Annotated in this window: 26 protein-coding genes; 15 read left to right on the top strand and 11 right to left on the bottom strand. The window is 60.0% G+C overall.

Going from position 1 to position 25,987, the window contains the following annotated elements; translation table 11 throughout:
• Genes bamC through B9Q17_RS03655 form a run of 4 tightly spaced genes read left to right on the top strand, consistent with a single transcriptional unit; the run spans nucleotide 1 to nucleotide 3,691 of the window.
• Nucleotides 1-1,095: an NlpB/DapX family lipoprotein gene (gene bamC / locus B9Q17_RS03670; protein ID WP_094624152.1), complete on the top strand. Its 1,095-nt coding sequence runs from the start codon at nucleotides 1-3 to the stop codon at nucleotides 1,093-1,095.
• 42 nt (nucleotides 1,096-1,137) lie between these two features.
• Nucleotides 1,138-1,851, top strand: coding sequence for a phosphoribosylaminoimidazolesuccinocarboxamide synthase (purC, locus tag B9Q17_RS03665; protein ID WP_058340734.1), 714 nt, complete (start codon nucleotides 1,138-1,140; stop codon nucleotides 1,849-1,851).
• Nucleotides 1,852-1,895: 44 nt separating this feature from the next.
• Nucleotides 1,896-2,633: a TIGR04219 family outer membrane beta-barrel protein gene (locus B9Q17_RS03660; protein ID WP_094624151.1), complete on the top strand. Its 738-nt coding sequence runs from the start codon at nucleotides 1,896-1,898 to the stop codon at nucleotides 2,631-2,633.
• A 50-nt stretch (nucleotides 2,634-2,683) separates the two neighbouring features.
• Entirely contained in the window at nucleotides 2,684-3,691 is a 1,008-nt protein-coding gene (locus B9Q17_RS03655) for an NAD-dependent epimerase (protein WP_094624150.1), read from the top strand.
• Between the two features lie 48 nt (nucleotides 3,692-3,739).
• On the opposite strand, the gene B9Q17_RS03650 is transcribed toward B9Q17_RS03655, so the two are convergent.
• Entirely contained in the window at nucleotides 3,740-4,543 is an 804-nt protein-coding gene (locus B9Q17_RS03650; protein WP_094624149.1) for an RluA family pseudouridine synthase, read from the bottom strand.
• A gap of 124 nt (nucleotides 4,544-4,667) precedes the next feature.
• Here B9Q17_RS03650 and B9Q17_RS03645 point away from each other — a divergent pair, with 124 nt between their 5' ends.
• Together B9Q17_RS03645 and B9Q17_RS03640 are read left to right on the top strand one after the other, a co-directional pair.
• Entirely contained in the window at nucleotides 4,668-4,841 is a 174-nt protein-coding gene (locus B9Q17_RS03645) for a DUF2897 family protein (protein WP_022989089.1), read from the top strand.
• Between the two features lie 207 nt (nucleotides 4,842-5,048).
• Nucleotides 5,049-6,116: a BMP family ABC transporter substrate-binding protein gene (locus B9Q17_RS03640; protein ID WP_022989088.1), complete on the top strand. Its 1,068-nt coding sequence runs from the start codon at nucleotides 5,049-5,051 to the stop codon at nucleotides 6,114-6,116.
• A gap of 72 nt (nucleotides 6,117-6,188) precedes the next feature.
• On the opposite strand, the gene B9Q17_RS03635 is transcribed toward B9Q17_RS03640, so the two are convergent.
• From B9Q17_RS03635 to xdhA, 10 genes are all read right to left on the bottom strand, one after another.
• Nucleotides 6,189-6,971 carry an ABC transporter permease gene (locus B9Q17_RS03635; protein WP_094624148.1) on the bottom strand — a complete coding sequence of 261 codons (783 nt, stop codon included), beginning with the start codon at nucleotides 6,969-6,971 and terminating at the stop codon, nucleotides 6,189-6,191.
• Nucleotides 6,971-7,753, bottom strand: coding sequence for an ABC transporter ATP-binding protein (locus B9Q17_RS03630; RefSeq protein ID WP_022989086.1), 783 nt, complete (start codon nucleotides 7,751-7,753; stop codon nucleotides 6,971-6,973). The genes B9Q17_RS03635 and B9Q17_RS03630 overlap by 1 nt, the downstream gene beginning before the upstream one ends.
• Before the next feature lie 55 nt (nucleotides 7,754-7,808).
• Nucleotides 7,809-8,849: an ABC transporter substrate-binding protein gene (locus tag B9Q17_RS03625; RefSeq protein WP_094624147.1), complete on the bottom strand. Its 1,041-nt coding sequence runs from the start codon at nucleotides 8,847-8,849 to the stop codon at nucleotides 7,809-7,811.
• 215 nt (nucleotides 8,850-9,064) lie between these two features.
• On the bottom strand, nucleotides 9,065-10,267 hold the full coding sequence (locus B9Q17_RS03620) for a urate hydroxylase PuuD (protein WP_094624146.1): 1,203 nt from the start codon (nucleotides 10,265-10,267) through the stop codon (nucleotides 9,065-9,067).
• A gap of 4 nt (nucleotides 10,268-10,271) precedes the next feature.
• The gene (guaD, locus tag B9Q17_RS03615; protein WP_094624145.1) at nucleotides 10,272-11,651 is read right to left on the bottom strand and encodes a guanine deaminase; all 1,380 of its coding nucleotides are present in this window, start codon (nucleotides 11,649-11,651) and stop codon (nucleotides 10,272-10,274) included.
• A gap of 5 nt (nucleotides 11,652-11,656) precedes the next feature.
• The gene (gene uraH / locus B9Q17_RS03610) at nucleotides 11,657-11,992 is read right to left on the bottom strand and encodes a hydroxyisourate hydrolase (protein ID WP_094624144.1); all 336 of its coding nucleotides are present in this window, start codon (nucleotides 11,990-11,992) and stop codon (nucleotides 11,657-11,659) included.
• Nucleotides 11,989-12,489, bottom strand: coding sequence for a 2-oxo-4-hydroxy-4-carboxy-5-ureidoimidazoline decarboxylase (uraD, locus tag B9Q17_RS03605; RefSeq protein ID WP_094624143.1), 501 nt, complete (start codon nucleotides 12,487-12,489; stop codon nucleotides 11,989-11,991). The genes uraH and uraD overlap by 4 nt, the downstream gene beginning before the upstream one ends.
• Nucleotides 12,486-13,349 (bottom strand): xanthine dehydrogenase accessory protein XdhC, encoded by an 864-nt coding sequence (gene xdhC, locus B9Q17_RS03600; RefSeq protein ID WP_232902245.1) that lies wholly within the window; start codon nucleotides 13,347-13,349, stop codon nucleotides 12,486-12,488. Before xdhC ends, uraD begins: the two co-directional genes overlap by 4 nt.
• A complete protein-coding gene (gene xdhB / locus B9Q17_RS03595; protein ID WP_094624142.1) occupies nucleotides 13,346-15,700 on the bottom strand; it encodes a xanthine dehydrogenase molybdopterin binding subunit in 2,355 nt (784 codons plus the stop codon). The genes xdhC and xdhB overlap by 4 nt, the downstream gene beginning before the upstream one ends.
• Nucleotides 15,693-17,168, bottom strand: a complete 1,476-nt coding sequence (xdhA, locus tag B9Q17_RS03590; protein WP_094624141.1) for a xanthine dehydrogenase small subunit — start codon at nucleotides 17,166-17,168, stop codon at nucleotides 15,693-15,695. The genes xdhB and xdhA overlap by 8 nt, the downstream gene beginning before the upstream one ends.
• 235 nt (nucleotides 17,169-17,403) lie before the next feature.
• Here xdhA and B9Q17_RS03585 point away from each other — a divergent pair, with 235 nt between their 5' ends.
• The 9 genes from B9Q17_RS03585 to B9Q17_RS03545 all read left to right on the top strand — a co-directional run bounded on the left by B9Q17_RS03585 (nucleotide 17,404) and on the right by B9Q17_RS03545 (nucleotide 25,949).
• Nucleotides 17,404-18,942 carry an ABC transporter ATP-binding protein gene (locus tag B9Q17_RS03585; protein ID WP_094624140.1) on the top strand — a complete coding sequence of 513 codons (1,539 nt, stop codon included), beginning with the start codon at nucleotides 17,404-17,406 and terminating at the stop codon, nucleotides 18,940-18,942.
• Nucleotides 18,926-20,035, top strand: coding sequence for an ABC transporter permease (locus tag B9Q17_RS03580; protein WP_036219510.1), 1,110 nt, complete (start codon nucleotides 18,926-18,928; stop codon nucleotides 20,033-20,035). Before B9Q17_RS03585 ends, B9Q17_RS03580 begins: the two co-directional genes overlap by 17 nt.
• Before the next feature lies 1 nt (nucleotide 20,036).
• Nucleotides 20,037-20,957 carry an ABC transporter permease gene (locus tag B9Q17_RS03575; RefSeq protein ID WP_022989075.1) on the top strand — a complete coding sequence of 307 codons (921 nt, stop codon included), beginning with the start codon at nucleotides 20,037-20,039 and terminating at the stop codon, nucleotides 20,955-20,957.
• Between the two features lie 59 nt (nucleotides 20,958-21,016).
• On the top strand, nucleotides 21,017-21,793 hold the full coding sequence (locus tag B9Q17_RS03570; protein WP_036219507.1) for an outer membrane protein OmpK: 777 nt from the start codon (nucleotides 21,017-21,019) through the stop codon (nucleotides 21,791-21,793).
• Nucleotides 21,794-21,862: 69 nt separating this feature from the next.
• A complete protein-coding gene (locus B9Q17_RS03565) occupies nucleotides 21,863-22,534 on the top strand; it encodes a TetR/AcrR family transcriptional regulator (protein ID WP_022989073.1) in 672 nt (223 codons plus the stop codon).
• Entirely contained in the window at nucleotides 22,531-23,487 is a 957-nt protein-coding gene (gene puuE, locus B9Q17_RS03560) for an allantoinase PuuE (RefSeq protein WP_022989072.1), read from the top strand. Before B9Q17_RS03565 ends, puuE begins: the two co-directional genes overlap by 4 nt.
• The gene (gene alc / locus B9Q17_RS03555; protein WP_022989071.1) at nucleotides 23,480-24,502 is read left to right on the top strand and encodes an allantoicase; all 1,023 of its coding nucleotides are present in this window, start codon (nucleotides 23,480-23,482) and stop codon (nucleotides 24,500-24,502) included. Before puuE ends, alc begins: the two co-directional genes overlap by 8 nt.
• Entirely contained in the window at nucleotides 24,499-25,008 is a 510-nt protein-coding gene (locus B9Q17_RS03550) for an ureidoglycolate lyase (protein ID WP_036219469.1), read from the top strand. Before alc ends, B9Q17_RS03550 begins: the two co-directional genes overlap by 4 nt.
• Complete coding sequence (locus B9Q17_RS03545; RefSeq protein ID WP_094624139.1) at nucleotides 25,005-25,949, top strand: isopenicillin N synthase family dioxygenase; 945 nt, start codon at nucleotides 25,005-25,007, stop codon at nucleotides 25,947-25,949. The genes B9Q17_RS03550 and B9Q17_RS03545 overlap by 4 nt, the downstream gene beginning before the upstream one ends.
• Nucleotides 25,950-25,987: the final 38 nt, after the last annotated feature.

Genomic DNA, 25,987 nt, shown 5'->3' with positions numbered 1-25,987 from the left:
ATGCAGTTTCTTGCACGAGCCCGCAGTAAAACCCCGCAGATGTCCCGGCCAGTGGCCGGGATTCTGCTTGTAACCAGCCTGGCTGGTTGCAGCTTGCTGGAAGACCGTTCCCAGCGCTACGTGGATGCGCCCGAAGGGCAGCCCATTGAAATCCCGGAGAGCGCAGACCAGTCCCGTTTTTCTGAAATCATGCCGGTACGGAGCATCAATACCGATGATTCCCGCCGGATGTATCCGTCGTCGATTCCCAAACCCCCGGACATGACCTCCGAGATTCTCGATCAGAACTATGTGATCGAAGAGCTGGATGGTCGGGCCTGGCTGCTGGTGAACGAAGTGCCGGGCCGGCTGTGGCCGGTGGTCAGCGCCTGGATGAATCAGTCTGGCCTGGGCATGGCCTACGACAGCCCCCAGCTGGGCGTTATGCAGAGTGAGCTGGCTAACTTCAGCAAGCGCAGCCGTGAGCTTCTCGGCCTGGATAACACCCCGGCCGCCGACGAGCCGCGCATGCTGGTACAGACCCGCCTGGCCCCGGGCATCCGCCGCAAGACCACCGAGATCCGTATCCGCACGGTTGAACTTGCAGAGAACCCTGAGGGCCTGGTCAGCTGGGATGACGGTGCTGCCGGCTCTGAATCGGCCCTGGAGCGCCAGAAAGCCCTGCTGGGTGAACTGGGCGAGTTCCTGAAAGCCCGTGAAGACAACAAGTCTTTCTCCCGGGCAGCATCCGGCATGGTAGCCGAGCCCCTGGTGCGGCTGTTGTCGGAAGGCGACGTTGCCACTGCGGTGAGGGTAGAGCTAGATTACGGCCGGACCTGGGCTGAGGTAAACCGTTCCCTGGCCGAGATCGACGCTGAGGTAATGGACCTTAACCGCAGTGCCGGTTGGTTCCAGGTGGATTTCCGCACCGAAGACGAGCGCTCGCCCGGCTGGTTCTCCTGGTTCAGCAGTAAAGACGAACCCACTCACACCCATACTGTGCGGGTTGAGCAGCAAGACGACGCCGTGTTTGTAACGGCCGAGCAGCAGGACAACTACACGGGTGAGTACAGCGCATCTGACTTGCTCACCCGTTTGTTTGAACAACTGTATTGATCAACGGGGCGGCTGACAGGTCGCCCGCGTTTGGAGACCCCAATGGAAAAGCGTGAAGAACTCTACGCCGGCAAGGCAAAATCCGTATATCGCACTGACGACCCCGAGCGTTTTGTTCTGGTATTCCGGGATGACACCTCGGCCTTTGACGGCGAGAAGAAAGAACAGCTGAACCGCAAAGGCATGGTGAACAACAAGTTCAACGCCTTCATCATGGAAAAGCTGGAAGCAGCCGGTGTACCGACTCACTTCGAGGGCCTGCTGTCGGACACCGAATCACTGGTCAAGAAGCTGGACATGATTCCGGTGGAGTGTGTGGTTCGCAATATTTCCGCCGGCAGCCTGTGCCGTCGCCTGGGTGTAGAAGAAGGCCAGGAGCTGAATCCGCCCACGTTCGAACTGTTCCTGAAGAACGATGCCCTGCACGATCCGATGGTGAACGAATCCCTGGCTGTCAGCTTCGGCTGGGCCGGCGAGCAGGAACTGGCCAGGATGAAAGAGCTCACCTACAAGGTGAACGACGTACTGAAGGCCCTGTTTGATGACGCCGGCATGCTGCTGGTGGACTACAAGCTGGAGTTCGGCCGCAGCGGCGGTGAGATTGTACTGGGTGACGAGTTCAGCCCCGACGGCTGCCGTATCTGGGACAAGGAAACCCGCAAGAAGATGGACAAGGACCGTTTCCGTCAAGGGCTTGGTGATGTCATCGAAACCTATGAGGAAGTTGGTCGCCGCCTTGGCATCAACTTCGACTGAACAGAGCACACAAAGCAAAAGCACAACAAGCAAAAAGGTGATGTATGCGTAAGTTGATGATTGCTGTAGGCGGTTCGCTGGTGATGGCGGCCCCGTTGGCCAATGCCGACATTCTGGGTGTGGGCGCAAACGTAAGCTACTGGGATTCCGCTTTCTCAGGTGAGGTGGTGAACAAAGACTCCGCCGTGGATATCGAGAACGACCTGAACCTGGATAGCGACAGCAACGCCAATTTCACGGCCTATTTCGAGCATCCGGTGCCGGTACTGCCGAACGTGCGGGTGAACTACACCAGTATTTCCCAGAGTGGTAGCGGTGAAATCGGGCTTGAAGATTTTGATGTTATCGACGCTGGTGCACCTGTGTCGTCGGATCTGGATCTCGACCAGCTGGACGCCACCTTCTACTACGAAGTGCTGGATAACTGGGTAAACCTGGATCTGGGCCTGACGGCTCGCAAGTTTGATGGCGAGCTGATCGTTCGGGACCAGACCAACACCGCCAACGTCAGTAAAACCACCGTCGATGCCGTGGTACCCATGGGCTACCTGGCCGCCCGTTTCGACCTGCCGTTCACCGGCGTGTCTGTTGGCGCTGACGGTAACTTTGTAAGCTACAGCGGCGACTCCCTGCACGATGTGAACGTGTATGGCCAGTTCGAGATTGCCATGCTGCAGCTGCGTGCAGGCTACCGCGAAATGGCGATTGACTACGAAGATGACGACGACCAGCTGGACGTGGAGCTCTCCGGCCCCTTCGCCAGCGTCGGCTTCACCTTCTGAGCAAGCATTAAAAGGCGCCTCCGGGCGCCATTTTTCATGGAGAACAGATCTTGAAAATCCTCGTTACGGGAACCGCCGGCTTTATCGGCTCACACCTGGCCCATCGACTGCTGGATCGCGGTGATGAAGTCATCGGCGTGGACAACGTAAACGACTATTACGATGTCAACCTGAAAGAGGCTCGCCTGGCCCGGCTAACCGGCAAGGCGGGGTTCACCGAAGTGCGCCAGGACGTAGCGGACCGGGCCGCCATGGAAGCCCTGTTCCGGGAACACAAACCCGAGCGGGTGGTGCACCTGGCCGCCCAGGCCGGCGTACGCTATTCCCTGGAGAACCCCCACGCCTACGTAGAGGCCAACCTGGTTGGCTTTATGAACATCCTAGAAGGCTGCCGCCATAACGACGTGAAGCACCTGGTGTACGCCTCCAGCAGCTCGGTATACGGCGCTAACGAAACCATGCCGTTCTCCGTGCATGACAACGTAGATCACCCCCTGAGCCTGTACGCGGCCTCCAAGAAGGCCAATGAGCTGATGGCCCACACCTACAGCCACCTGTACAACCTGCCCACCACCGGCCTGCGGTTCTTTACCGTATACGGTCCCTGGGGCCGGCCGGATATGGCGCTGTTTATCTTCACCAAGAAGATCCTGGCGGGCGAACCGATTGATGTGTTCAACCACGGCCATCATAAGCGGGACTTCACCTACATCGACGATATCGTAGAGGGTGTCATCCGTACGCTGGACAACGTCGCCCAGCCCAACGAAGACTGGAGCGGTGCCCAGCCGGACCCGGGCACCAGCAAGGGGCCGTACCGCATCTACAACATTGGCAGCAATAACCCGGTGGAGCTGTCCCGGTTTATCGAGATCATCGAAGAGCGGGTCGGCAAAAAGGCCGAGAAGAACCTGCTGCCCATGCAGCCCGGTGACGTGCCGGCGACCTACGCCAATGTGGACGACCTGATCAACGATGTGGACTACAAGCCGTCGACCACCGTGGAAGAGGGCATAGCCAACTTTGTGGACTGGTACCGGGATTTCTACAAGGTCTGATCGCCACTGCACAGAAAGAAGGCCAGCATCGTTGCTGGCCTTCTTTGTTTATGAGACCTGGTTGGTTAGCGCAAAAGATACCGGTCTGCCGGTGACCGGGCAGTGGAAGGCCAGTTCAACTGCGGTCAGTTGCAGCCCGGCAGAATCTGCTGTTCCGTAAAGTTTGTCTCCGACAATCGGGTGGCCAATACCGGACAGGTGTCGCCGTATCTGGTGTTTTCGGCCAGTATCGATGCGGATTTCCAACGCGGTGGTATCGGAATCTTCGTCATAGGTGAGGGTAGTCACGCGACTGACCGAGGCTTTGCCGTCCAGGGGCGTGTCGATCCGCAGGTCGTCGGCAACCAGGTTGCCGGTTACCCGGGCCCGGTAGATCTTGGTCATGGTTCGTCCGGAGAAAAGTTGGGACAGCGCTGCCGCGGCTTTACCATCGTGGGCGATCAACATGATGCCCGCAGCATCCCCATCCAGCCGGTGCACCAGAAAACAGGGTTTGTTCAGTTCGGTTTCAGCCAGACGCAGCAGGCTGCAGTGGTCACCCCACTGCGAACCCTGGGACAGCAACCCGTGCGGCTTGAACCAGACAGTGTAACGGCCTTTGTTCTCCAGCAATTCAGGTTCTTCCGGTTGGCGCGCCAGAACCTGGTCATCATAGAACAACTGGATGCGAGTGCCCGGTTTCAGCTCCCGCTTGGCCTTCCGCAACCGCACCTGCTTGCCTTTCTGTGTCCACCAGCAGGCGCCCTTGGCCATGGCATCCTTGATGCGCTGCTTGGGCAGGCCAGAGGCTTCCGCCAGTGCATCTACCGCAAGCCGGGAGCTTTCAACAGTCAGGTCGATGGTCTGGCGCATGGTTGGGTTGAGCACTCCGGTTTCAGGTAAGCAGGCCGGGCATTATAGCGGAAACGGGTTCGGGAGCACGCCTTTACCGGCTGTGCTACTGTTCGTAAAGGCCGATATTCAAGGAGACCGTATTATGCCGCTCATTGGCTGGCTATTTCTTTTCGCTGCATTCGCATTGGTTGTCGGCAGCCTGCTGTTTTTGCGTGATAGCGCCAATATGAAGATTCCCAAGGAAAAGCTGGAGAAGATTCGGGAGCGTAAGGCGGAGCAGGAGAAGGCAGACGAGGAGGAAAGGGATCGCTGGTGATTATTGCCCCGGGGCTTGCCTGTCGGTGTGGCGTTGCGCACCGGTGTAGTGCAGGCCTTTTAAATTCTGGCAAAGCGACAATGGAAAATGCATTAAAAACAATGCATTGAAAAACCTGAACAATTGGCCAGCTTTTTGCTCCATCTGAAGTTGTTACCCGCTTAGGGCGGTGCAACACAACTTCAGAATGGTTCAGGAGAACGATGCATGAGCATGAAACGCAGTCTGGCAGCGGCCATTGCCCTGACTTTATCTTCTTCCGTAATGGCAGAAGACCCGATGAAAATCGGATTTGTCTACGTTGGCCCCATCGGGGATCACGGCTGGAGTTACCAGCACGATCTGGGCCGCAAAGCCGTTGAGGCGCACTTCGGTGACCAGGTTCAAACCACCTATGTGGAAAACGTGGCCGAAGGTGCCGACGCCGAGCGCACCATCCGCATGCTGGCCCAGGCCGGCAACGACGTTATCTTCACCACGTCGTTCGGTTTTATGAACCCCACCATCCGGGTTGCCGAACAGTTCCCTGATATCACCTTCATGCATGCCACCGGCTATAAGCAGGCGGATAACGTGGGTACCTATCTGTCCAAGACCTACGAGGGGCGTTATGTAACGGGAGTGGCGGCCGGGTTGGTGACCGAGTCGAATGTGCTGGGTTACATTGCCTCGTTCCCGATTCCGGAAGTCATTCGCGATATCAACGCGGTGTATCTGGGGGCTAAGTCGGTGAACCCCGATATCGAGATCAAGGTGGTGTGGGCCAACACCTGGTTTGATCCGGCCAAAGAGGCCGATGCTGCCAACGCCATGATGGATCAGGGGGCCGATGTGGTGATTCAGCACACCGACAGCCCTGCGCCTCTGATGTCCGCCTTGCGCCGGGGCAACTGGGGTGTCGGGCAGGCATCTGATATGCGGGAGTTTGGTAAGGAGGCCCACCTGTTATCCGTCGCCAATAACTGGGGGCCTTATTACGTTGAGCAGGTTCAGAAGGTCATGGATGACAGCTGGGTGCCAGAGGATCACTGGGGTGGCATTGACGAGGATATGATCCAGATTATCGGCCTGAGCGACCGCCTGAGCGAGGAGCAGTCGGCGGCCGTGAACCAGGTGATTGAGGCTATTGGCGCCGGTGAGTTGCATCCGTTTACCGGTCCTTTGAAAGACCAGGCCGGCGAGCTGAAAGTGGCAGACGGGGTGACCATGACCGAGCAGGAACTGGCGGGTATGAACTGGTTCGTGGAAGGCGTCGGGGCAACACTGCCGCAGTAACGATTCTGATCAGACACTGACAAAAGAGCCCCGATCAATGGGGCTCTTTTTTGGCTGACTAGCGGGTGTGTTTCAGAAAGCGGGGTCGGAACCGCGCGTGGCCCAGCCGGTCATCCGTCGCTCGACCAGTGCGAAGAGTTCGTACATCACCACGCCCATGACGCCGATCACCACCAGGCCTGCAAACACCAGCCCCATATCCATCGTCGAGCTTGCTGACAGCATCAGGTACCCGATGCCAACGTTGGACGCTACGGTTTCAGAGATGACCGAACCGACAAAGGCCAGAGTGATAGCAACCTTGAGTGAAGCGAAGAAGTATGGCATGGAGCGGGGCAGGGCGACTTTCTTCAGGATATCGATGCGGCTGGCGCCGAGCGAACGCATAACGTCCTGCAGCTCTGGCTCCAGCGTCGCCAGGCCGGTGGCCATATTCACCACCACCGGGAAGAACGAGATCAGAAATGCGGTGAGTATGGCGGGCACTGTGCCAATGCCAAACCAGACTACCAGCACTGGCACGAAAGCCACTTTCGGGATGCTGTTGAAGCCCACCATCAACGGATAGACGGCCTTGTAGATTACCGGTGAGGAACCCACCAGCATGCCCAGAACCAGCCCGAATACCACGGCAAGGGCGAATCCGACAACGGTGGTGAACAGTGTCTGGGTGGCATGCTCAATGATTTGTGGCCGGTATTCCAGCCAGGAGCGCCAGATATCGGTGGGGGCGGGAAACAGGTAGTCGGGAATCTGGAAAGCGAAGCACACCAGCTCCCAGAACAGCCCCAGAAACAGGAGCAATAGCCAGGGCGAGGCTTTCATCAACAGGCGTTTGCGCTGAGCCAGGGTCATCAGGATCCCTCCCGGATTCGGCCAATGTGGTCACGTAATTCGAACACCAGGTCGGCAAAGGGATCGGTGTAGGTGACGGAAAGCTCTCTGGGCCGGGGCAGGTTTACCGGCTTGCGAACCAGTATCCGGCCCGGGCCCTTGCTCATGACGTATACGGTATCGGCCAGAAAAACCGCTTCGCGAAGGTCGTGGGTTACCAGAACCACGGTAAAGGGCTCTTCCTGCCATAAATCCCGGACCATGCACCAGAGTTCCTCACGGGTGAAGGCATCCAGTGCGCCAAACGGTTCGTCCAGCATCAGCAGGGAGGGGCGGTGGATCAGTGCGCGGCAGATTGACGCCCGCTGCTGCATGCCGCCGGACAGCTCCCAGGGGTATTTGTGTTCGCAGCCGGCAAGGCCAACCCGCTTGAGCAGGGCGCGCCCCAGTTCTTCGAACTGTGTTTTTTCCCGGCGGAACTTATGGCGGTACTCCGCCACTATCTCAAGTGGCAGAAGCACGTTTTCAAGGGTCGTGCGCCACGGCAGCAGGTTGGAGGCCTGAAACGCCATGCCAACACCCTTCTGCGGGCCCGCCACTTGCTTGCCCCCCAGATAGACATAGCCATCGCTCGGTGGCGCAAGCCCGGTGACCAGCTTCATCAGGGTGGACTTGCCACAGCCCGAAGGGCCGACTACCGCCACAAACTCATTTTCTTTCACGCTCAGGGAGATGTTTTCGATCGCCAGCGGGCCATCCTCTCCATAGCGCATGCTTACATTCTCAAACTCGACAAGGTCCATCTGGAACTCCGGTAGGCCAGGGAGCCCGGGCGCGCCGCACCCGGGCACAGGTGCGTCAATCGATCGAGCGCTCTGCCTTTGATGGCAGGTAGCTGCTGTCGAACAACTGCGTGAGTTGGTCTGACGGTTCCAGGTTGTAGGAGGCCACCATGTCCGCCATGGCCCGCTCCATGCGCGCTTCGGTGATGGCGCCCAGACCTTCCGCGCGGGTTTCTTCGGTGATCACGTGGTTGTCCATGGCCAGTTTAAGGCGGCGCAGTTCCAGGTCCTGTTTGATCAGGCCATCCCGTTTTTTTACATAGGTAATCGCGGTTTCAGGATCTGCGATGGTTTCTTTCAGGGCTTTGTTGAAGGCTCTCAGAAAACCTTTGACCGCCTCCGGGTTCTGTTCGAGCAAGGCATCCTGGGCAATGATGGTGTTGCCGTAGAACTCCACTCCGTAATCCGGGTATTTCAGCGCCACGATGTTGTCCGGCGCAACGCCGCGGGCTTCGAGGTTCAGCAGGCTGGTGAAGTAGAAACCGGTAATGGCGTCTACCTCACCCCGGGCCAGCAGGGTTTCCCGGATGGCAGGATCGGCCGATTGCCACTCAACGGAGTCCACGGCCAGGTTGTTATGCCGGGCAAACGACGGCCAGGCTTTGCGGCCGCCATCGAACACGGGGGCGCCCAGAGTCTTGCCTGCCAGGTCTTCGGGTTTTTCAATACCGGAGTCTTTCAGGGCAAACACCGCCGCAGGCATGGTGTTGTAGACCATATAAACAGCGGTTACGCCGGTTTCCGGGTTCTTTGAGGTGGTTTCTGTCAGCGCGCTGAAGTCGGCAAAGCCCATGTCGTAGGCATTGGTGGCTACGCGGGTAACCGCGCCTGCCGAGCCGTTACCGGCATCAATGGTGACGTTGAGCCCCTCACTCTTGAAGTAGCCTTTTTCGAGTGCCATCAGGAAAGGCGCAGAGGGCCCTTCGAAACGCCAGTCCAGGGTAAACCGAATGTCGGTATCAGCCTGGGCGAAGGTGCTCGCGGCCAAGGCGCCTGCCAGAGTGACGGCTTTTGACAGCCCCCTGAGCAGGCCGGGCTTTTGCTGTTTTGCTTTCATGGAGGTGTTCCTCGCTGTGTTTGGAATAGAGGTTTTGCGTACTCACAGGGAAAGTGCAATTGCCGTACCAGAGTCCCGGAACACCGGCCCGAGTGCCGTAAAACCTGACCACATGGTCTATTTTGTTGGCTTCCGGGCTCCACCGGGTGTTAAGAGAGTGCCCTGAAATGGCGCTCCGGCCTGGCCCTGTGGACCAAACCGGTGCCGCCAGGGCGTTATTGGCCAGCGTTATCCAGCCAGCCCCCCAGTGCGGTACGCTCCTGCTCGGTCATGCCGCTGGTATTGCCCAGGGGCATGTAATGGGTGCGGACGGCTGCCTGCTGCACCCGGGCGGAATGGGCCAGCAGGTCAGCCAGCTGTTCCAGTACTATGCCGGCAGGCGGTGCCTGAAAGGCCGGATGCGCCGGCTCTCGGGCATGGCAGGCGGTACAGTGCTGGCGGAGCAGACCGGAAACCTCGGTATCGGTAGCCACAACACGTTCAACAGCGGCGTCAGAATTTCGGTTGTCAGGGGCGAGAACCCATACCAGAGCCAGGGTCAGGAAGGCCGAAAACACCAGTATTCCGGGCTTATGGATGCCCCGGTGTTTCAGGTTGAAATAGTGCCGGGCAAAGGCGGTGATAAAACCGATGGCCGCCAGAATGGCCCAGCCTTCGGGGTGGCCATACAACATGGGGTAGTGGTTGCTGATCATGATGAACAGCACCGGCAGGGTCAGGTAATTGTTGTGGGTGGAACGCAGCTTGGCGAGGCCTGCCAGCCGGGCAACCTCCGGCCCCGGTGTTTTGCCCTCGCGAACCGCGCTCACCAGGGCGCGTTGTGAGGGCATGATCCCCAGAAACACATTGGCCACCATCAGGGTGCCGATCATCGCTCCGATATGAATGAACGCGCCCCGGCCACTGAAGAGCTGAAACAGGCCCCAGGCAGCAAACACCAGGAGTGCGTAGAGCAGGGCACCGAACAGCTTGCCATTGCCGGCCAGCCGGCTGCGGATCATCAGCTCATAAATGCCAAGCATCGCGGCAATACTGGCCAGCCCGATGGCGGCGCCGGTGCCGGCACCGAGATCGGCTTTGGCCGGGTCCAGCAGGTAGCCGGGTGTGCCCAGATAGTAAACCAACAGCAGCAGGGCCATGCCGCTGAGCCAGGTGCTGTAGGCTTCCCACTTGAACCAGTGCAGTTCCCTGGGCATCTGCTCCGGGCCCAGATGGTATTTGGCCACTTCATAAAAGCCACCACCGTGTATGGCCCAAAGGTCACCCTTGATGCCCTTAGCTTGCTTCCATTCCGGCGGCTCCCGAAGGTGGTTGTCCAGCCAGATAAAATAGAAAGATGCGCCAATCCAGGCGACGCCGGCAATCACATGAAACCAGCGAATAATCAGCCCAAGCCATTCGGTGAGATACGCCTCCATAGGGTCAGGCTCCTGTTGCCGTCAAAGAAAGGGGGGCAGGTTGTTCGTCTGCGTCAGGGCGCTGCCAGAGAAGCTGGCCGGCGACGGCAGTTGCGGCAATGGCCCGGTCATCGCCCAGAATCATCAGGTCAAAGAGCAATTCCTGCAGACTTTGGCCTGCACGGTGTTTCATCGCCGTGATGGGTGCGCCAAGCGGGTCCAGAACCACAAAATCGGCCTGGTTACCGGGGCGGAAATTACCGGTCTGGTCTTCCTGCTGCAGAACCCTGGCATTGCCCAATGTGGCCAGATAGAAGGCCAGCCAGGGTGTCAGTGTCTGGCCCCTGAGCCGGCACACCTTGTAGGCCTCTGCCATGGTGGCCAGCATGGACAGGCTGGTGCCGCCGCCGACGTCTGACGCCAGCCCGACCTGGACACCGGCAGCGCGGGCGGCGCCCAGATCGAACAGGCCGCTGCCCAGAAAGGTGTTAGAGGTGGGGCAGAAAGCGATAGACGCGCCGGTTTGCGCCAGCCGGTGGCGGTCCTGGTCGCCAATGTGGATGCCGTGGGCAAGCACCGTATTCCGGCCCAGCAAACCATAGTGGTCGTACACATCCAGGTAGCTGTGGCGCTCCGGGAACAGTTGCCGGGTGAGCTCGATTTCACCGGTATTCTCAGCCCAGTGGGTCTGGATCAGGGCGTCCGGGAATGCCTGTGCCAGTTCACCAGCCAGCTGCAGTTGTGCCGGGCTTGAGGTAATGGCAAATCTGGGGGTGATGGCGTAGCGAAGGCGACCGCGGTTGTGCCAGCGTTTGGCCAGTTCGCAGCTGTCCCGATAACTTTCCCGGGCTGTGTCGGTCAGGTTCGCCGGCGCGTTCCGGTCCATCATGACCTTGCCGGCAGTCAGGGCCATGCCCCGGCTTTGTGCGCCCTCAAACACCGCATTAACCGAGGCCGGGTGCGAGGTGCAGAATACCAGGGCAGAGGTGGTGCCATGGCACAACAGCAAATCCAGAAACTGGCTGGCTTCGGCCCGGGCCCAGTCGGCCTGGCAGAACCGGGCCTCATGGGGGAAGGTATAGGTCTCCAGCCAGTCCAGAAGCTGGGTGCCATAACTGGCCATCACCGCCAGTTGCGGCATATGCACATGGGTGTCGATAAAGCCCGGCATAATCAGGCCCTCGGGCCAGTGCCGGATATCGGTTCCGCCGGGCAGGCGTGATATGAGTTCGGGGGCCGGCCCCGTGGCCAGTACCCGGCCCTGGTGAACGACCAGCAGGCCGTCCGGGTAGTACTCGTAACTGTCAGGTTCGGGCTCGGGGGCGTTGCCCGGGTCGTTGAGAAAATGGAGGATGTTGCCCCGGTAAGCCTGGCATCCCGCCGGAAACGCAAGTAATGGGTCCACGTCTATCAGCTCCCCCGGTAAGTGGAATAGCCCCACTGGTTCAACAGCAGGGGCACGTGGTAGTGGCTATCGGTGTCGGCAACGGTGAAGTCGATGGTCACTTCCGGGTAGAAGCAGTCCAGCTTGCGCTTTTGGTACCAGTCGCCGGTGGCAAAGCGCAGCCGGTAATGACCGGAGTCAACCGGACCAGGCAGCCAGGATGTTATCCGGCCGTCCTGGTCGGTAGCGCCTTCGGCCATGAGTTCGGGGCCGCCTTCGGTGATCCGTTCCAGCACAACCCGAACACCTGCGGCCGGTTTGCCGCTACCGATATCGAGGACGTGTGTGGTGATCGGGCTCATAACAGTTTCTCCAGTCGTAATTCGGTTATTTTTGCCTGCTCCTGTGCCGCGTTCTGCAGCTCCTCGCCCCGGGTGTTGCACAGGCGCTGTTCCAGCAGTTCCAGCATGTCCGGGGCGCTTTTGCCGGTGGCACAGACAATGAAAATGAACCCGAACTTGTCCAGGTAAGCCTGGTTGCCGGTGCTCAGTCTTTGCAGGGTGTCTTCATCCGCCTGCCGGGTGCCGGCCTGCTCGTCGCCGGCCAGGTTTCGGGTGCTGGCGTATTTTTTCCGAAGGCTGTCAAGATTGCCGATTCTGGGATGGGCCTCGAACGCTTGCAGCCAGTCGGCTTCCGTCAATATCGGCCAGAGTTGCCGGCACGCGGCGTAGAGGCTGTTGCGATCCATGAAAGGGCGGGCGTTAAGCATGCCTTGTACCCAGGTCTCTGCTGCGCAGCAGTTCCGCAGCAGTGGTTCCGCCTCGGCTGCTGGCAGTTGATTGAAATCACCAAGGTTCATGAAGGGAGGTCTCCGGTTTCTTTTTCGGGCAGCAGGCCTTTGAGTTGTTGCCAGGAAATGCCCCGTTTGGACGCAGGGTTATCGGGCTGTGCTGTCAGGGTGAGCAGTTCAGCCATGATGGAAACTGCTACTTCCATAGGGCGTTTGCCCGGCACGTCGGACCGCCCCACAGGACAGCGGATGCGGGCAATGTCGGTATCCGAAAAGCCGCGATGGGCCAGGCGCTGACGAAAACGTTCGGCCTTGGTGGCAGAGCCGATCAGGCCGATACCGGCGGGGGTACCGGCCGTGAGCAGAGCCCGGCAAAGCTCGAAATCCAGGTGGTGATTGTGGGTGACAATCAACACCTGTTGCTGGTTGCACAGTTCAGGCGCATCGCCGGCGGGGTCATCGGTGTGGTGAATCCGGACATTGGCCGGTGGTCCGGCTGGAAACTGTTCTGGTCGCGGGTCAACCCAGGTAACGCGCCAGGGCAGTTCCGCCAGGATGGTCACCAGGGCCCTGGCCACGTGGCCGGCGCCAAAGATCACCAGTTGTTGCTGGCTGCCCGGATGGGTTTCCAGAAGCACCGACACACTGCCGCCGCAGCACTGGCCAAGGCTTGCGCCCAGGGGAAAATGCGCCAGTTCGCTCTGGTAAAGCCCCTTGGCCAGACGCTCCCGGGCCTGCTGGCAGATGCGGTGCTCCAGATGGCCGCCGCCAATGGTGTCGTAACAGTGTTCTCCGGTGATCACCATTTTGGTGGCGGGCTCCCGCGGTACCGAGCCGGTCACACCCAGCACGGTCACCAGGGCATAGGGCTCACCACGCTGCTCACAGAGGGCGACCGCCTGGTGCCAGTTAAGGGGCGTTGCCATCATTGTCCGTTCTCCTGTTGGTTTACCCAGCGCCGGGTTTCGGTAACGGCATTCAGTACACGTTCCGGTGTGGCCGGCGTGTCCAGTGGCGGGCTGAAGCGGTAGTCGCTGAGGCTGGATACCGCGTCGCGAAGCGCGCTCCACACTGAAATGCCAAGCATGAACGGGGGTTCGCCCACGGCTTTGGAGTGGAATACCGTGGCTTCGTGGTTGGGGCTGTCTTTCAGCAGCGCTACCCGCAGGTCTGGCGGGCAATCGGAAACGGCGGGAATTTTGTAGGTGGCTGGGCCGGTGGTCAGTAACCGGCCTTCGGCGCTGTACACCAGCTCTTCCGTGGTGAGCCAGCCCATGCCCTGAATGAAGCCGCCTTCAATCTGACCCATGTCGATGGCCGGGTTCAGGGAGCGCCCGGCATCGTGCAGAATGTCGGTACGCAGCACCCGGTATTCACCAGTCAAGGTGTCGACTACGACCTCGGAGCAGGCGGCACTGTTGGTGTAGTACAGAAACGGCCGGCCCTGACCGGCGTCGTGGTCATAGTGGATCTTCGGTGTGGCATAGAAGCCGCTGGAGGACAGGGATATCCGGTGCATGTAGGCGGTCTGGATAAAGTCTTCCCAACTCAGGCAGTGGTCTCCGATATGAACCTGGTTAGCATGGAACCGCACGTGCTCTTCCGGCACATTCCAGTGGGATGAAGCAAAGGCGGTCAGGCCACCCAGTATCTTTTCGCAGGCATCAAGCGCAGCCATGCCATTGAGGTCGGAACCGGAAGAGGCCGCCGTGGGGGAGGTGTTCGGTACCTTATCGGTGCGGGTAGCGGAAACCTTGACCCGCGCCACGTCCACCTGAAAGGCGGTTGCGACCACCTGCGCTACCTTGATGTACAGGCCCTGGCCCATCTCGGTACCACCGTGATTTACCTGAATGCTGCCATCGGTGTAGATGTGCACCAGTGCACCGGCCTGGTTCAGGTGTTTTGCGGTAAAGGAGATGCCGAACTGCACCGGGGTCAGCGCCAGCCCGCGTTTCAGCACCGGGTTGCGGGCATTCAGGGCAATGATTTCCTGGCGCCGCTGGCGGTAAGCGGAGCTGCGTTCCAGTTGTGCGATCAGTTCCGGGAGCACCTGTTGTTCGATGGTCTGGCCATAGTGGCTGACATCGCGGCCGGGGCCGAACAGGTTGAGTTTGCGGATATCCAGGGGGTCTTTGCCCAGATGGCGGGCAATGTCGTCCATGGCCTGTTCGATGATCATCATGCCCTGGGGGCCACCAAAGCCCCGGAACGCGGTGTTCGATACCGTGTGGGTCTTGCACCGGTGGCCAACCACCCGGGCCTGGTCCAGGTAGTAGGCGTTGCAGGCATGGAACATGGCCCGGTCGACAATGGCATCTGAAAGGTCCGGAGAATAACCGCAGCGCCCGGCCACCATGAGGTCCGCGCCTTTGATCAGCCCCGAGTCGTCAAAACCGATGTGGTAGGTGTTGAAGAAATCATGGCGTTTGCCGGTTTGCACCATGTCGTCTGAGCGCGACAAGCGGTATTTGACCGGGCAGCCCGTCACCCGGGCCAGCAGTGCGGCCACACAGGCCAGCGGTGCTGCCTGGGTTTCCTTGCCACCAAAGCCGCCCCCCATGCGGCGTACTTCGGCCTGCACGCAATGGATGGGCAGGCCCAGCACTTCAGCCACCAGCTTCTGCACCTCACTGGGGTGCTGGCTGGAGGTATGGACGAACATGCCGCCATCTTCGGTGGGCTCCACCAGGCAGGCCTGGCTCTCCAGATAAAAGTGCTCCTGACCGCCGATGTGTTGCTGGCCTTTAAGCTGGTGGCAGGCGCCGGCGATGGCCTGGTCCGGGTCGCCCCGTTGCTGGCGCCGGCCCGGCCGCACAAACAGCTGCTGCTCCAGAGCATCCTGAACGGTGATGACGGCTTCCAGTGGCTGATACTTCACGATGGCTTTGCGGGCCGCTTTGCGAGCCGCCTCGTGACTGGTGGCGGCAACGGCGAACAGGGGTTGGCCAATGTGTTCAACCGTGTCCTGGGCCAGCACCGGATCGCCGGGGAACACCGGGCCGATATCCAGGTGGCCGGGTACATCGGCTGCGGTAATCACGGCGACAACGCCAGGGGACGCATGAACCCGGGACAGGTCCAGCTCCAGAATCCAGGCATGGGCCTGTTCGCTATGGCCCACGGCCGCGTGCAACAGGCCTTCCGGTGCTGGCAGGTCATCGATATACCGGGCCTGGCCACTGGTATGCAGCCAGGCACTGTCGTGTTCGACGCCGGTGCCCACTACGCCCAGAGCGCTGTGGGCTGGGGTGGGGGTATTGAGCGGAAGTTTACGCATAGTCGGTCACCATGAGCGGGGTATCCAGGTGATGCAGGTCGGAGTTTTCGAGTAGTGCCCTGTAAAGCAGATTGCCCGCGACCTGTAACCGGTAAGCGGAAGAAGCCCGCACGTCGGTCAACGGCGAGAAGTCGTCGCTCAGCGCTGTTATAGCCTGCTCAACCGAACGCTGATTCCAGGGTTTGCCCAGCAGCGCGGCTTCTGTAAGGCGTGCGCGGGCAGGGGTTGCGGCCATACCGCCGTAGGCGAGCCGGCAATCCTGAACCACACCGTTCCGAAGGGTCAGCCGGAAAGCTCCGAGCACCGCGGAGATATCGTCATCGAGCCGTTTTGAAACCTTATAGATGAACAGGCGCTGGTTGGGCTCGGGAACGGGGATGTGGATGGAATGGATAAACTCGCCGGGCTGCAGGTCGGTTTGCCGGTAGCCCTTGAAGAACTGTTCTGCCGGGAGTTCCCTGGCCCCCTCCGGGCCTTCCAGTTCCAGGGTGGCATCGAGCGCTATCAAGGCGGGCGGCATATCGCCAATGGGGGAGGCGTTGGCAATGTTGCCGCCGAGGGTGCCCCGGTTGCGCACCTGCAATGAGCCCAGCCGTTCCAGCAGATGGTCAAAGGCCGGCCAGAGCCCGGACAGCTGGCTGTGGAACTGCCGGTAGGGGGTGGCTGCACCGACCACCAGGTGGTTTTCTTCCAGCTGGCAGCCATTCAGTTCCCGCACCCGCTCCAGGCTGATCAGCTTGGGCAGGGTTTTCAGCTGTTGGGTGATCTCCAGCACAAGGTCCGTACCTCCGGCAATCAGCCGGGCATCCGGGTGAGCGCGCAACAGGCGTTTGAGCTGAGGCAGGGTTGCCGGGGCGTAGTATTGATTGCCGTTCCGGGCTTCCAGACTGGTCATCGAGGTGTCGTCAGCCGTAGCGAGCCCATCCGCTTGATCGGCCCTGGCCAGATACCGGGCAGGGTGGTTATCGGACCCTGGTTGCCAGCTTTGCACCAGCGCCTGCCGGCCGGCTTCCATGATCGGCCGGTAGCCGGTACAGCGACACAGGTTTCCGGCCAGGGCCTCCATCAGTTTGTGGTCGTCGGCGTCGCCCGGTGCAGATTCGCTGTGCAGGGCAATCAATGACATGACAATGCCGGGGGTGCAAAAACCGCACTGTGCACCGTGGCAGTCCATCAGGCTCTGCTGAACCGGGTGTGCCGGCTGTTCCCGAAAGGCTTCAATGGTCAGCAGGTGTTTGCCCTGCAGGCTGCCAATCAGGGTGATGCAACTGTTAATGGCTTCATAGCGAATTTGACCGTTATTGTCTGGCGCCCCGGTAATCACGGTGCAGGCGCCGCAATCTCCGGAGCCGCAACCTTCCTTGGTGCCGGTAAGCCGCTTTTTGGTGCGTAGCCACTCCAGAATGCTCTGGTTTGGGTCGGCCTGGTCAATTTTTTCGGCACGGCCGTTGAGAACAAATTCGATCACCTTGGTCTCCGCTTCTGCTGTCTGGAAAGGGGATTCCGGGGCCTTGCACTTATAAGGCGGGCGCCCGGATCAGGTTCTTTTCCAGAGCTTCTGCAAAAAGCTGACCAACTGGTTAGCTCTGCTCAAATCGAGCACCAATTCATTTTTGGCAAGGTTATTGCTCAGCTACCAAATGTTGATTGGTTGGTCAGATTCTTTATGGCCGGACCTGACCCAGACTACGAGGAGACCGGGAATGGCAGTTTCTGCTCAGAGGTTAAAGCTGCAGGGGATCGTGAAAGATTACCCGGGGTGTCGGGCTAACGACGGCGTAGACCTTACTGTGGGCGCCGGCGAGATCCACGCCCTGCTGGGGGAGAATGGCGCGGGCAAAAGCACGCTGATGAAAATCATCTATGGCGTGGTTCAGCCGGATGCCGGTCGTATTGTCTGGAATGGCCACCCGGTGACAGTGGAGAACCCGGCCCGAGCCCGGCAACTGGGCATAGGCATGGTCTTTCAGCACTTCTCTCTGTTTGAAACCCTGACTGTGGCGGAAAACATTGCGCTGGGCCTGCCGGCAGACGAGGTTCGCGACCGGGGCGCACTGGAGCAGCGTATCCGGGAGGTGTCCGAACACTATGGGATGGCCCTGGACCCCCGGCGCTTTGTCAGCACCTTGTCTATGGGGGAGCGGCAACGGGTGGAGATTGTCCGCTGCCTGGTTCAGGAAAGTACCCTGCTGATTCTGGACGAACCCACCTCGGTACTCACCCCCCAGGAAGTGGCCACACTGTTCAAAACGTTGCGCAAACTGGCAAGGGACGGCTGCAGCATTCTGTTTATCAGTCACAAGCTGGAGGAAGTCAGGAGCCTGTGCGATCAGGCCACGGTGTTGCGCCAGGGCCGGGTGAGCGGACATTGCCAGCCGAAAGACTTATCTGCCTCAGACATCGCCCGCCTGATGGTGGGCGACGATACCCCGATTGCAACCCAGGTCAGCGCTGCCCAACCCGGTGACACCCTGCTGCAGGTGCAGGAGCTGAGCTGGCAAACGGGTGACCCTTTCGGCACCAGCCTGAAGAACATCGGTTTTTCCTTGCGCGCTGGCGAGATCGTCGGCATTGCCGGGGTGGCCGGAAACGGCCAGGAGGAACTGCTCAAGGTTTTGTCCGGAGAGATCACCCTCAAGGGCGAGGCCATTCGTTTCACCGGCGAGGCGATTGACCGCCTGCCTCCCGGGGCACGGCGAGCCCGGGGGCTGGCTGTGGTGCCCGAGGAGCGGCTGGGCCGGGGTGCAGTGCCGGTGATGTCGCTGGCCGACAATGCGTTGCTGACCGCTGCAGGGCAGGGCCTGGTGCGGCGTGGTGTGATTCGGCGGCAACGGGTTCGGGAGTTTGCCAGAGACGTCATTTCACGCTTTGGCGTGCGCTGCTCTGGCGAGCAAAGCAGCGCCTCGAGCTTATCCGGCGGCAACCTGCAGAAATACATCCTCGGCCGCGAAGCCTGTCAGTCACCAAGGCTTCTGGTGGCCTCCCACCCAACCTGGGGTGTGGATGTGGGCTCGGCGGTGGCTATTCATCAGGCGCTGGTAAAACTGCGCGATGAGGGCGCCGCCATCCTGCTGATTTCAGAAGACCTGGATGAGCTCTACCAGCTCTGCCACCGGATGGGCGCGATCTGTAATGGCCGTCTGTCACCACTGGCCCCGGCCTCTGAGTTGAGCATCAATCAGTTGGGGCAGTGGATGGCAGGAAACTTCGAGGTGGAGGAGCTTGCTGATGCTGCAGCTTGAGCGCCGCCCTGAAGCCTCTACCACCCTGCGCTGGTTATCGCCTCTGCTGGCCCTGGCCCTGACGGTCGCAACCGGCTTCCTGTTATTCCTCGGCATGGGCAAAGACCCGATCCAGGCCCTGACCTTCTTCTTTATCACGCCGATCAGTGACCTCACCGGACTTGCCGAGCTGGGCCTGAAAACCGCGCCTTTGTTGCTGTGTGCCGCCGGGCTGACGGTCTGCTTCCGGGCCAGAATCTGGAATATCGGTGCCGAGGGCCATTTCCTGATTGGCGCGGTGGCTGCCAGTGCTGTTGCGGTTTCGGTGGGGGATGCCGGTGGATTCCTGGTTTTGCCGGCGGTTCTGCTGGCGGGCATCGCCGGTGGTATGGCATGGGCGTCGATTGCCGCGTTTCTCAAGACCCACCTGAATTGCAACGAAATCCTCACCACCATCATGCTCAATTACATCGCCCTGAACCTGCTGCTCTATGCGGTGCACGGGCCCCTGAAAGATCCCTACGGGTTTGGTTTTCCCCAGTCGGTGATGTTTGCCGATGCGGCTTTGTTGCCAGCGTTGATTAACGGCACGCGGCTGCACATCGGCCTGGCCTTCGGGTTGCTGGCGGCTGTCGCAGTATGGGTGCTGTTTGCCCGCAGCTTCATCGGCTACCAGTTGAACGTGGTGGGTGAGGATCATCGGGCGGCTGCGTTTGCCGGATTTAGCGCCAGACGGCTGACCTGGTTCGCGCTGCTGGTTGGTGGTGCAACTGCGGGGCTGGCTGGCGCCGCGGAAGTGACCGGGCCGATCGGGCAGCTGGTGCCCCAGGTGTCGCCGGGCTATGGCTACACCGCGATCATCGTGGTGTTTCTGGGCCGGATGCATGCCCTGGGCATTATTGCCGCCAGTGCCTTGCTGGCTCTGACCTTTATTGGCGGCGAGATGTTGCAGATTGCCATGAACATGCCCAAGGCGGTGACCGCCATGTTCCAGGGAATGCTGCTGTTCTACCTGCTCACCTGCGATGCCTTTATTCACTACCGGATTCGTTTTCGCCGGCCTTTACCGGCAGGCCTGTCCCAACCCGCCGCCCCGGCCGGCCAGGAGCTCTGATATGGACCTGTTGACCAACATTCTTGCCGCCACGGTGGTGGCCGGCACCCCGCTGCTGCTGGTGGCCCTGGGCGAACTGATCTGTGAGCGCTCCGGCGTTCTCAACCTGGGGCAGGAGGGCATGATGCTGATGGGCGCGGTGGCCGGGTTCATCGCGACCTTGTCTACCGGCAGCCTGGCCGCCGGGGTTGTTGTCGCCATGCTGACCGGGCTGGCGATGTCGATGTTGTTCGCCGTTATGGCAGTGACCCTCTCCGCCAACCAGTACGCCGCCGGGCTGGCGTTAACCATCTTCGGCACGGGCCTGAGCGCCTTCGTGGGTGCCGGCTTTGTCGGCCAGTCCATCGAGGGTTTTGAAAAAATTGCGATCCCCCTGTTGAGTGATCTTCCAGTGCTGGGTCGGGCGCTCTTCACCCAGGATTTGCTGGTGTATTTTTCCTGGCTGGTGTTTGCAGGTGTTGCTCTGTTCCTGCGCTTCAGCCGCGGCGGCCTGGTTCTGAGGGCCGTTGGGGAGTCGCCAGGTGCGGCCAACGCCAATGGCTTGCGGGTACTCACCGTGCGTTACCTTGCGGTGGCCTTTGGCGGGGCCATGGCCGGCCTTGCCGGTGCCTATCTGTCGCTGGCCTACACCCCAATGTGGACCGAGAACATGACCTCAGGCCGGGGCTGGATAGCGCTGGCGCTGGTGGTGTTTGCCAGCTGGCGCCCCGGGCGCTTGCTGTTGGGTGCTTACCTGTTCGGGGCGGCCTCCATTCTTCACCTGGTGCTCCAGGGGCTGGGCTGGCGCAGCCCCACTGAGTTGCTGGCGATGCTGCCCTACGTGGTTACCATCCTGATGCTGATTCTTTTGTCGTTCGACCCGGTACGCACCCGGTTGAACACCCCGCTGTCTCTTGGCCAGCCCTACCGGCCGGGACATTAACTAAAACGATGTACTGCTAACAACCGATGACCCAAAAAAGTAACCAGAGAGGCTATGCCATGAAAGCACTTCGGAAAACCCTGATCGCAAGCTGCGTTGCTGCAGCCTGTTTTGCGCCTGCTGCCCACGCCGAGAAGTTCTTCGGTGGCTCCAGTATCTCCATCCTGCACAGTGCCGATTACCAGGGCGTTCAGTTCGACGCCGGTGGTAACGGGGGAATGGAATACGAGGCGACCTACTTTACGTTCGAGAACGTGACCGCTCACAACTGGGGCGGCACCTTCTTCTTTATCGACCGGGACCAGCCTCAGGGAGACCTTGAAGGTACCGACAACGTTTACGGCGAATTCGCGCCCAATATCAGCGGCAGCTGGCTGACAGGCCAGGACTTGTCGTTCGGGCCGGTGAAAGACATCACCCTGGCCGGGCAGTATGAATTTGGCGGCGGTACCGAGGCAAACAACTACATGTACGGTTTCGGCCTGGCGTGGGACGTGCCTGCGTTCCGTTACTTCACTACATCTTTCTACTACGTTGATAACAGCGAGATCAGTGATGACTGGCAGATGACGGTCACCTGGGGCCTGCCGTTTGATGTGGGTGCGGCGAAATTCCTGGTGGATGGTTACATCGACTGGTCCACCTCGGCCAGTGATCACGAGTCCGAGTTCCAGTTCACGCCCCAGATCAAGCTGGACGTGGGTAACTTCATGGGCAACCCGGGCGTGCTCTACGCCGGTATTGAGTACCAGTACTGGAACAACAAGTTTGGCCTGAACGAGACGCTGGTAGACACCCAGAGTTCAGTCAGCGCACTGGTGAAATTCCACTTTTGATCCATTTCAGGAGTCCATCGGAATGGAAAGGGTGGACTCCTGAATCACCGGACAACAAGTGAGTGAACCATGACCAGATCACTGTCAGTGCAGCAGAACACATCTGAAGCGGGCCGGAGCTACCGGCCTGGCCGGATCCGGGAGCGGAACCGGGAAGCCATTCTGCAGGCGGCCGAGCAGGAGTTTGCCCTGCACGGCTACAAGGGCACCACCATCCAGAATATTGCTGAACGGGCCGGCTTGCCGAAGTCCAACGTGCTTTATTACTTCAGCAACAAAAAACGCATGTACAGCGCCATGTTCGACGACATTCTGCTGCGCTGGAACAAAGTATTCTCGGAAATAAAACCGGACGACGATCCGGCTACTGCACTGGAAACCTTTATTCGCACCAAGGTGAACATGTCGCAGCAATACCCGCTAGCGTCACGATTGTTTGCCATGGAAATCATTCAGGGCGCGCCCTTCTTGCTCGACCACCTGCGCACCAACATGCGCGAGTGGGTGCGGGGCAGGGCGTCGGTAATCCAGCACTGGATTGATGAGGGCAGGATGGCGCCGGTGGATCCGGTACAGCTGATTTTCCTGATCTGGTCGTCGACCCAGCATTATGCCGATTTTCAGGTGCAAATCCTGATGGTGGAAAACAAGGCAGAGTACGAGCCAAGGGACTTCGAGCATGCCGCGGATTTTCTTGTTGACGTTATTCTCAGAGGCTGTGGCCTGGAGCGACCTGGATGAATGAAGGTAAAACCTACCCAAGGGATATGCGCGGTTACGGTGAACATCCGCCCCACGCGCAGTGGCCCGGTAACGCCCGTATCGCGGTGCAGTTTGTGTTGAATTACGAAGAAGGCGGTGAGAACTGCGTGCTGCACGGCGACGAGCACTCGGAAACCTTTCTGTCCGATATCATCGGCGCCGCTCCCTATCGTGACCGGCACCTGAGCATGGAATCGCTCTATGAGTACGGCTCCCGGGCCGGTGTCTGGCGGGTATTGCGGGAGTTTCGGCGCCGCGGGCTGCCGCTGACCGTATTCGGTGTGACCATGGCCATGGCCCGAAATCCGGAAGTGGTCAGAGCGTTTATTGAAGACGGCCACGAAATCGCCTGCCATGGCATGCGCTGGATTCACTATCAGGAGATGAGTGAGTCCGAAGAGCGGTGCTATATGCAACTGGCCATAGAGCAGCATCAGGCACTCACCGGCGAGCGCCCGTCAGGCTGGTATACCGGCCGTGACAGCCCCAATACCCGGCGGCTGGTGGTCGAGGCGGGCGGTTTCCTGTACGACAGCGATTATTACGGCGATGACCTGCCTTTCTGGACACAGGTGATCGACTCTGCCGGCACACAGCAGCCTCACCTGGTGGTTCCCTACACCCTTGAAGCCAATGATATGCGCTTTGCCTCGCCCCAGGGCTTCAATACCGGCGAGCAGTTCTTCCAGTATTTAAAAGACAGTTTCGATGTGCTGTACGCCGAAGGGCTGGAAACACCGAAAATGCTGTCGGTGGGGCTGCATTGCCGGTTAATCGGGCGGCCGGGAAAATTCCGCGCCTTGCAGCGATTTCTGGATTACCTCGAACAACACGACCGGGTGTGGGTGTGCCGCCGGGTCGACATCGCCCGGCACTGGCGCGCGCACCATCCCTTTGAGTTTCAACCCACCAAGAGTATCTGCCATGACTGATATAGTGATTGCCCCGGTACCGGAAGGCCCGGAGTTTGCCCGGCAGGGCCTGAACCTGGCGGACAGTTCTCTGGGGGCCGAAGTTCTGGAAGTCACCGACGAGTTTTTTGCACCCCGGGCGCGAATGCTGGCACCTGGGCCGGCCGCTTTCTACCCCGATCGCTACGATGACCACGGCAAGTGGATGGACGGCTGGGAAACCCGCCGGCGCCGGACCACCGGCCATGACTGGTGCATTGTGCGGCTGGCCATGCCGGGGGTACTGACCGGCGTGGACTTTGATACCAGTTTCTTTACCGGCAACTTCCCACCGGCGGCATCACTGGAAGCCTGTTACAGCCCTGCAGCTGTGCCTGATGGCAACAGCGAGTGGATTCCCCTGGTGCCGGCTACCGAGCTTGCCGGCAACGATCATCGGTTCTGCGCCATCACTTCTGACCAGCCCTGGACCCACGTGCGTTTGCACATCTACCCGGATGGTGGGCTTGCGCGCCTGCGGGTTTATGGCAGGCCCTGGATGGACTGGCGCCGGGCAGCCCCCAACCAATCCATCAACTTGCTGGCGCTGGAATGCGGTGCTGACCAGGTGGCCTGGAGCGACGCCCACTATGGTGAACCCCGAAAGCTGCTGCGCCCCGGGCGGGGCATCAATATGGGCGACGGCTGGGAAACACGGCGTAGGAGAGAGCCAGGCAACGACTGGTGCATTCTGGCCCTCGGCCACAAAGGCATTGCGGAAAGCCTCGAGGTAGATACAGCTCACTTCAAAGGCAACTTTCCGGCCGCCTGCTCGGTACAGGCAGCCTGTGTGGAAGCCGGGGAGGGCACGGCGGCGTCGCTGATCACCCAGAGCATGTTCTGGCCGACCTTGCTGGAGCCCCAACCCCTTGAGGCCGACGCCATACTTAAATTCACGGACCTCAAGGAACTTGGAGCCATTACCCACATCCGCTTCAACATGATTCCTGATGGCGGGGTGAGTCGGGTGAGGTTATTCGGGAAGCCGGTTTTGTGAGCGTGTTACGACGAATAGCGGTTGAGCGGCTCACCCGCGAAGCTTTTGAGCCCTTCGGTGATGTCATTGACACTCACGGCCCGGCACCTTTGTTGATCAATCAGGGGCGCACCGAGCGTTTCCATCGGCTGGCGGGTATAGAGTGCCTGGGCCATGGCGCCCGGGCCATTCTCTCCATTTTCCGGGGCCAGCCGCTTTTACCGCTGGAAATCCACATGATGGAACGACACCCCCTCGGGAGCCAGGCATTTGTGCCAATGAACGGTGGAGATTTCCTGGCGGTGGTGGCGCCCCCCGGCGACTTTAATGAAACGGAGGTTCGGGCTTTTTGGGCCAGGGGCGGGCAAGGCGTGAACTACCGGCCGGGCACCTGGCACGCGCCGCTACTGCCGCTGGCGGCTGACTCCGATTACCTGGTGGTGGATCGCGCCGGCCCGGGCGTTAACTGCGACGAAGTGCTGCTGAACACCCCCATACAACCGGTTTTGCCTGAGGAAGGTTCATGAATGAGTTACCTGTGATTTCACTACAAGGTTTGCGCAGCCCTGATCTGGATGAGCGCCAGGCAACGGCGGCGGAATTGGGGCGGGCCTGCAGGGATATCGGCTTTTTTTACGTCAGTGACCACGGCATCCCGGCGGAGGTCTGTGAGGGCGTATTTGATCTGGCCAGGCAGTTATTCCAGTTGCCAGCCGAGCAGAAGCAGCAGATGTCGATCAAGCGGTCGCCACACAATCGCGGCTATGTGGCGCTGGCGGATGAAAGATTGAACCCGCAAGCCGGCGCAGACCGGAAAGAGGCCTTTAATATAGGCACTGATTTCCCTGAAGATCACCCGGATGTACTGGTAGGAAAGCCGTTCCGGGGTGTTAATTTCTGGCCACCGATTGAGGGCTGGAGGGCCGGGGCACTGGATTACTTTGCGGAATGTCTGGAGCTTGGCCGATTAATCCATCGCGGTTTCAGCCTGGATCTCGGCCTGCCCGAAGACTTTTTCCAACCCCACCTGAAGCAGCCAATTGCAACCCTGAGAATGCTGCGCTATCCGCCCTGTACGGATGCGAACGCGCGGGAAGATGCGGGGGCAGGCACCCACACCGATTATGGCAACATCACCATTCTGGCGACGGACGGTGTAGCGGGTCTTCAGGTGCGCAGCCGGCAAGGGCAGTGGCTGGATGCTCCCCATGTTCCAGGCGCGTTTGTCTGTAACATTGGTGATTGCCTGATGCGCTGGACCAACGATACCTATCTTTCGACACCACACAGGGTGAAGGCGCCAGAGCGGGAACGCTATTCAGTGGCCTTCTTTCTGGAAGTGGACCCGGATGCGGTGGTGGACCCCCGGGATGTAAAGCCGAACGAAGCGCCCAAATATGAGCCGATCACCTGTTCGGACTATCTTGCGGGAAGGTTGAATGCCACCTATGAACACAGGAAGGGGTGATGTTTACTTTTTGGTGACCAAGCCGGGGAGTTGCTGCA

The sequence above is a fragment of the Marinobacter vinifirmus genome, from assembly GCF_002258215.1.
Classification (GTDB): domain Bacteria; phylum Pseudomonadota; class Gammaproteobacteria; order Pseudomonadales; family Oleiphilaceae; genus Marinobacter; species Marinobacter vinifirmus.
This window is presented reverse-complemented; position numbering and strand designations above follow the sequence as displayed.

Excerpts from the sequence above, each read along its gene's own strand:
- bamC (WP_094624152.1), top strand. The coding sequence starts at position 1 with ATGCAGTTTCTTGCACGAGCCCGCAGTAAAACCCCGCAGATGTCCCGG.
- purC (WP_058340734.1), top strand. The coding sequence starts at position 1,138 with ATGGAAAAGCGTGAAGAACTCTACGCCGGCAAGGCAAAATCCGTATAT.
- B9Q17_RS03660 (WP_094624151.1), top strand. The coding sequence starts at position 1,896 with ATGCGTAAGTTGATGATTGCTGTAGGCGGTTCGCTGGTGATGGCGGCC.
- B9Q17_RS03650 (WP_094624149.1), bottom strand. The coding sequence starts at position 4,543 with ATGCGCCAGACCATCGACCTGACTGTTGAAAGCTCCCGGCTTGCGGTA.
- B9Q17_RS03645 (WP_022989089.1), top strand. The coding sequence starts at position 4,668 with ATGCCGCTCATTGGCTGGCTATTTCTTTTCGCTGCATTCGCATTGGTT.
- B9Q17_RS03640 (WP_022989088.1), top strand. The coding sequence starts at position 5,049 with ATGAGCATGAAACGCAGTCTGGCAGCGGCCATTGCCCTGACTTTATCT.
- B9Q17_RS03635 (WP_094624148.1), bottom strand. The coding sequence starts at position 6,971 with ATGACCCTGGCTCAGCGCAAACGCCTGTTGATGAAAGCCTCGCCCTGG.
- B9Q17_RS03630 (WP_022989086.1), bottom strand. The coding sequence starts at position 7,753 with ATGGACCTTGTCGAGTTTGAGAATGTAAGCATGCGCTATGGAGAGGAT.
- B9Q17_RS03625 (WP_094624147.1), bottom strand. The coding sequence starts at position 8,849 with ATGAAAGCAAAACAGCAAAAGCCCGGCCTGCTCAGGGGGCTGTCAAAA.
- B9Q17_RS03620 (WP_094624146.1), bottom strand. The coding sequence starts at position 10,267 with ATGGAGGCGTATCTCACCGAATGGCTTGGGCTGATTATTCGCTGGTTT.
- uraH (WP_094624144.1), bottom strand. The coding sequence starts at position 11,992 with ATGAGCCCGATCACCACACACGTCCTCGATATCGGTAGCGGCAAACCG.
- uraD (WP_094624143.1), bottom strand. The coding sequence starts at position 12,489 with ATGAACCTTGGTGATTTCAATCAACTGCCAGCAGCCGAGGCGGAACCA.
- xdhC (WP_232902245.1), bottom strand. The coding sequence starts at position 13,349 with ATGATGGCAACGCCCCTTAACTGGCACCAGGCGGTCGCCCTCTGTGAG.
- xdhB (WP_094624142.1), bottom strand. The coding sequence starts at position 15,700 with ATGCGTAAACTTCCGCTCAATACCCCCACCCCAGCCCACAGCGCTCTG.
- B9Q17_RS03585 (WP_094624140.1), top strand. The coding sequence starts at position 17,404 with ATGGCAGTTTCTGCTCAGAGGTTAAAGCTGCAGGGGATCGTGAAAGAT.
- B9Q17_RS03575 (WP_022989075.1), top strand. The coding sequence starts at position 20,037 with ATGGACCTGTTGACCAACATTCTTGCCGCCACGGTGGTGGCCGGCACC.
- B9Q17_RS03570 (WP_036219507.1), top strand. The coding sequence starts at position 21,017 with ATGAAAGCACTTCGGAAAACCCTGATCGCAAGCTGCGTTGCTGCAGCC.
- B9Q17_RS03565 (WP_022989073.1), top strand. The coding sequence starts at position 21,863 with ATGACCAGATCACTGTCAGTGCAGCAGAACACATCTGAAGCGGGCCGG.
- puuE (WP_022989072.1), top strand. The coding sequence starts at position 22,531 with ATGAATGAAGGTAAAACCTACCCAAGGGATATGCGCGGTTACGGTGAA.
- alc (WP_022989071.1), top strand. The coding sequence starts at position 23,480 with ATGACTGATATAGTGATTGCCCCGGTACCGGAAGGCCCGGAGTTTGCC.
- B9Q17_RS03545 (WP_094624139.1), top strand. The coding sequence starts at position 25,005 with ATGAATGAGTTACCTGTGATTTCACTACAAGGTTTGCGCAGCCCTGAT.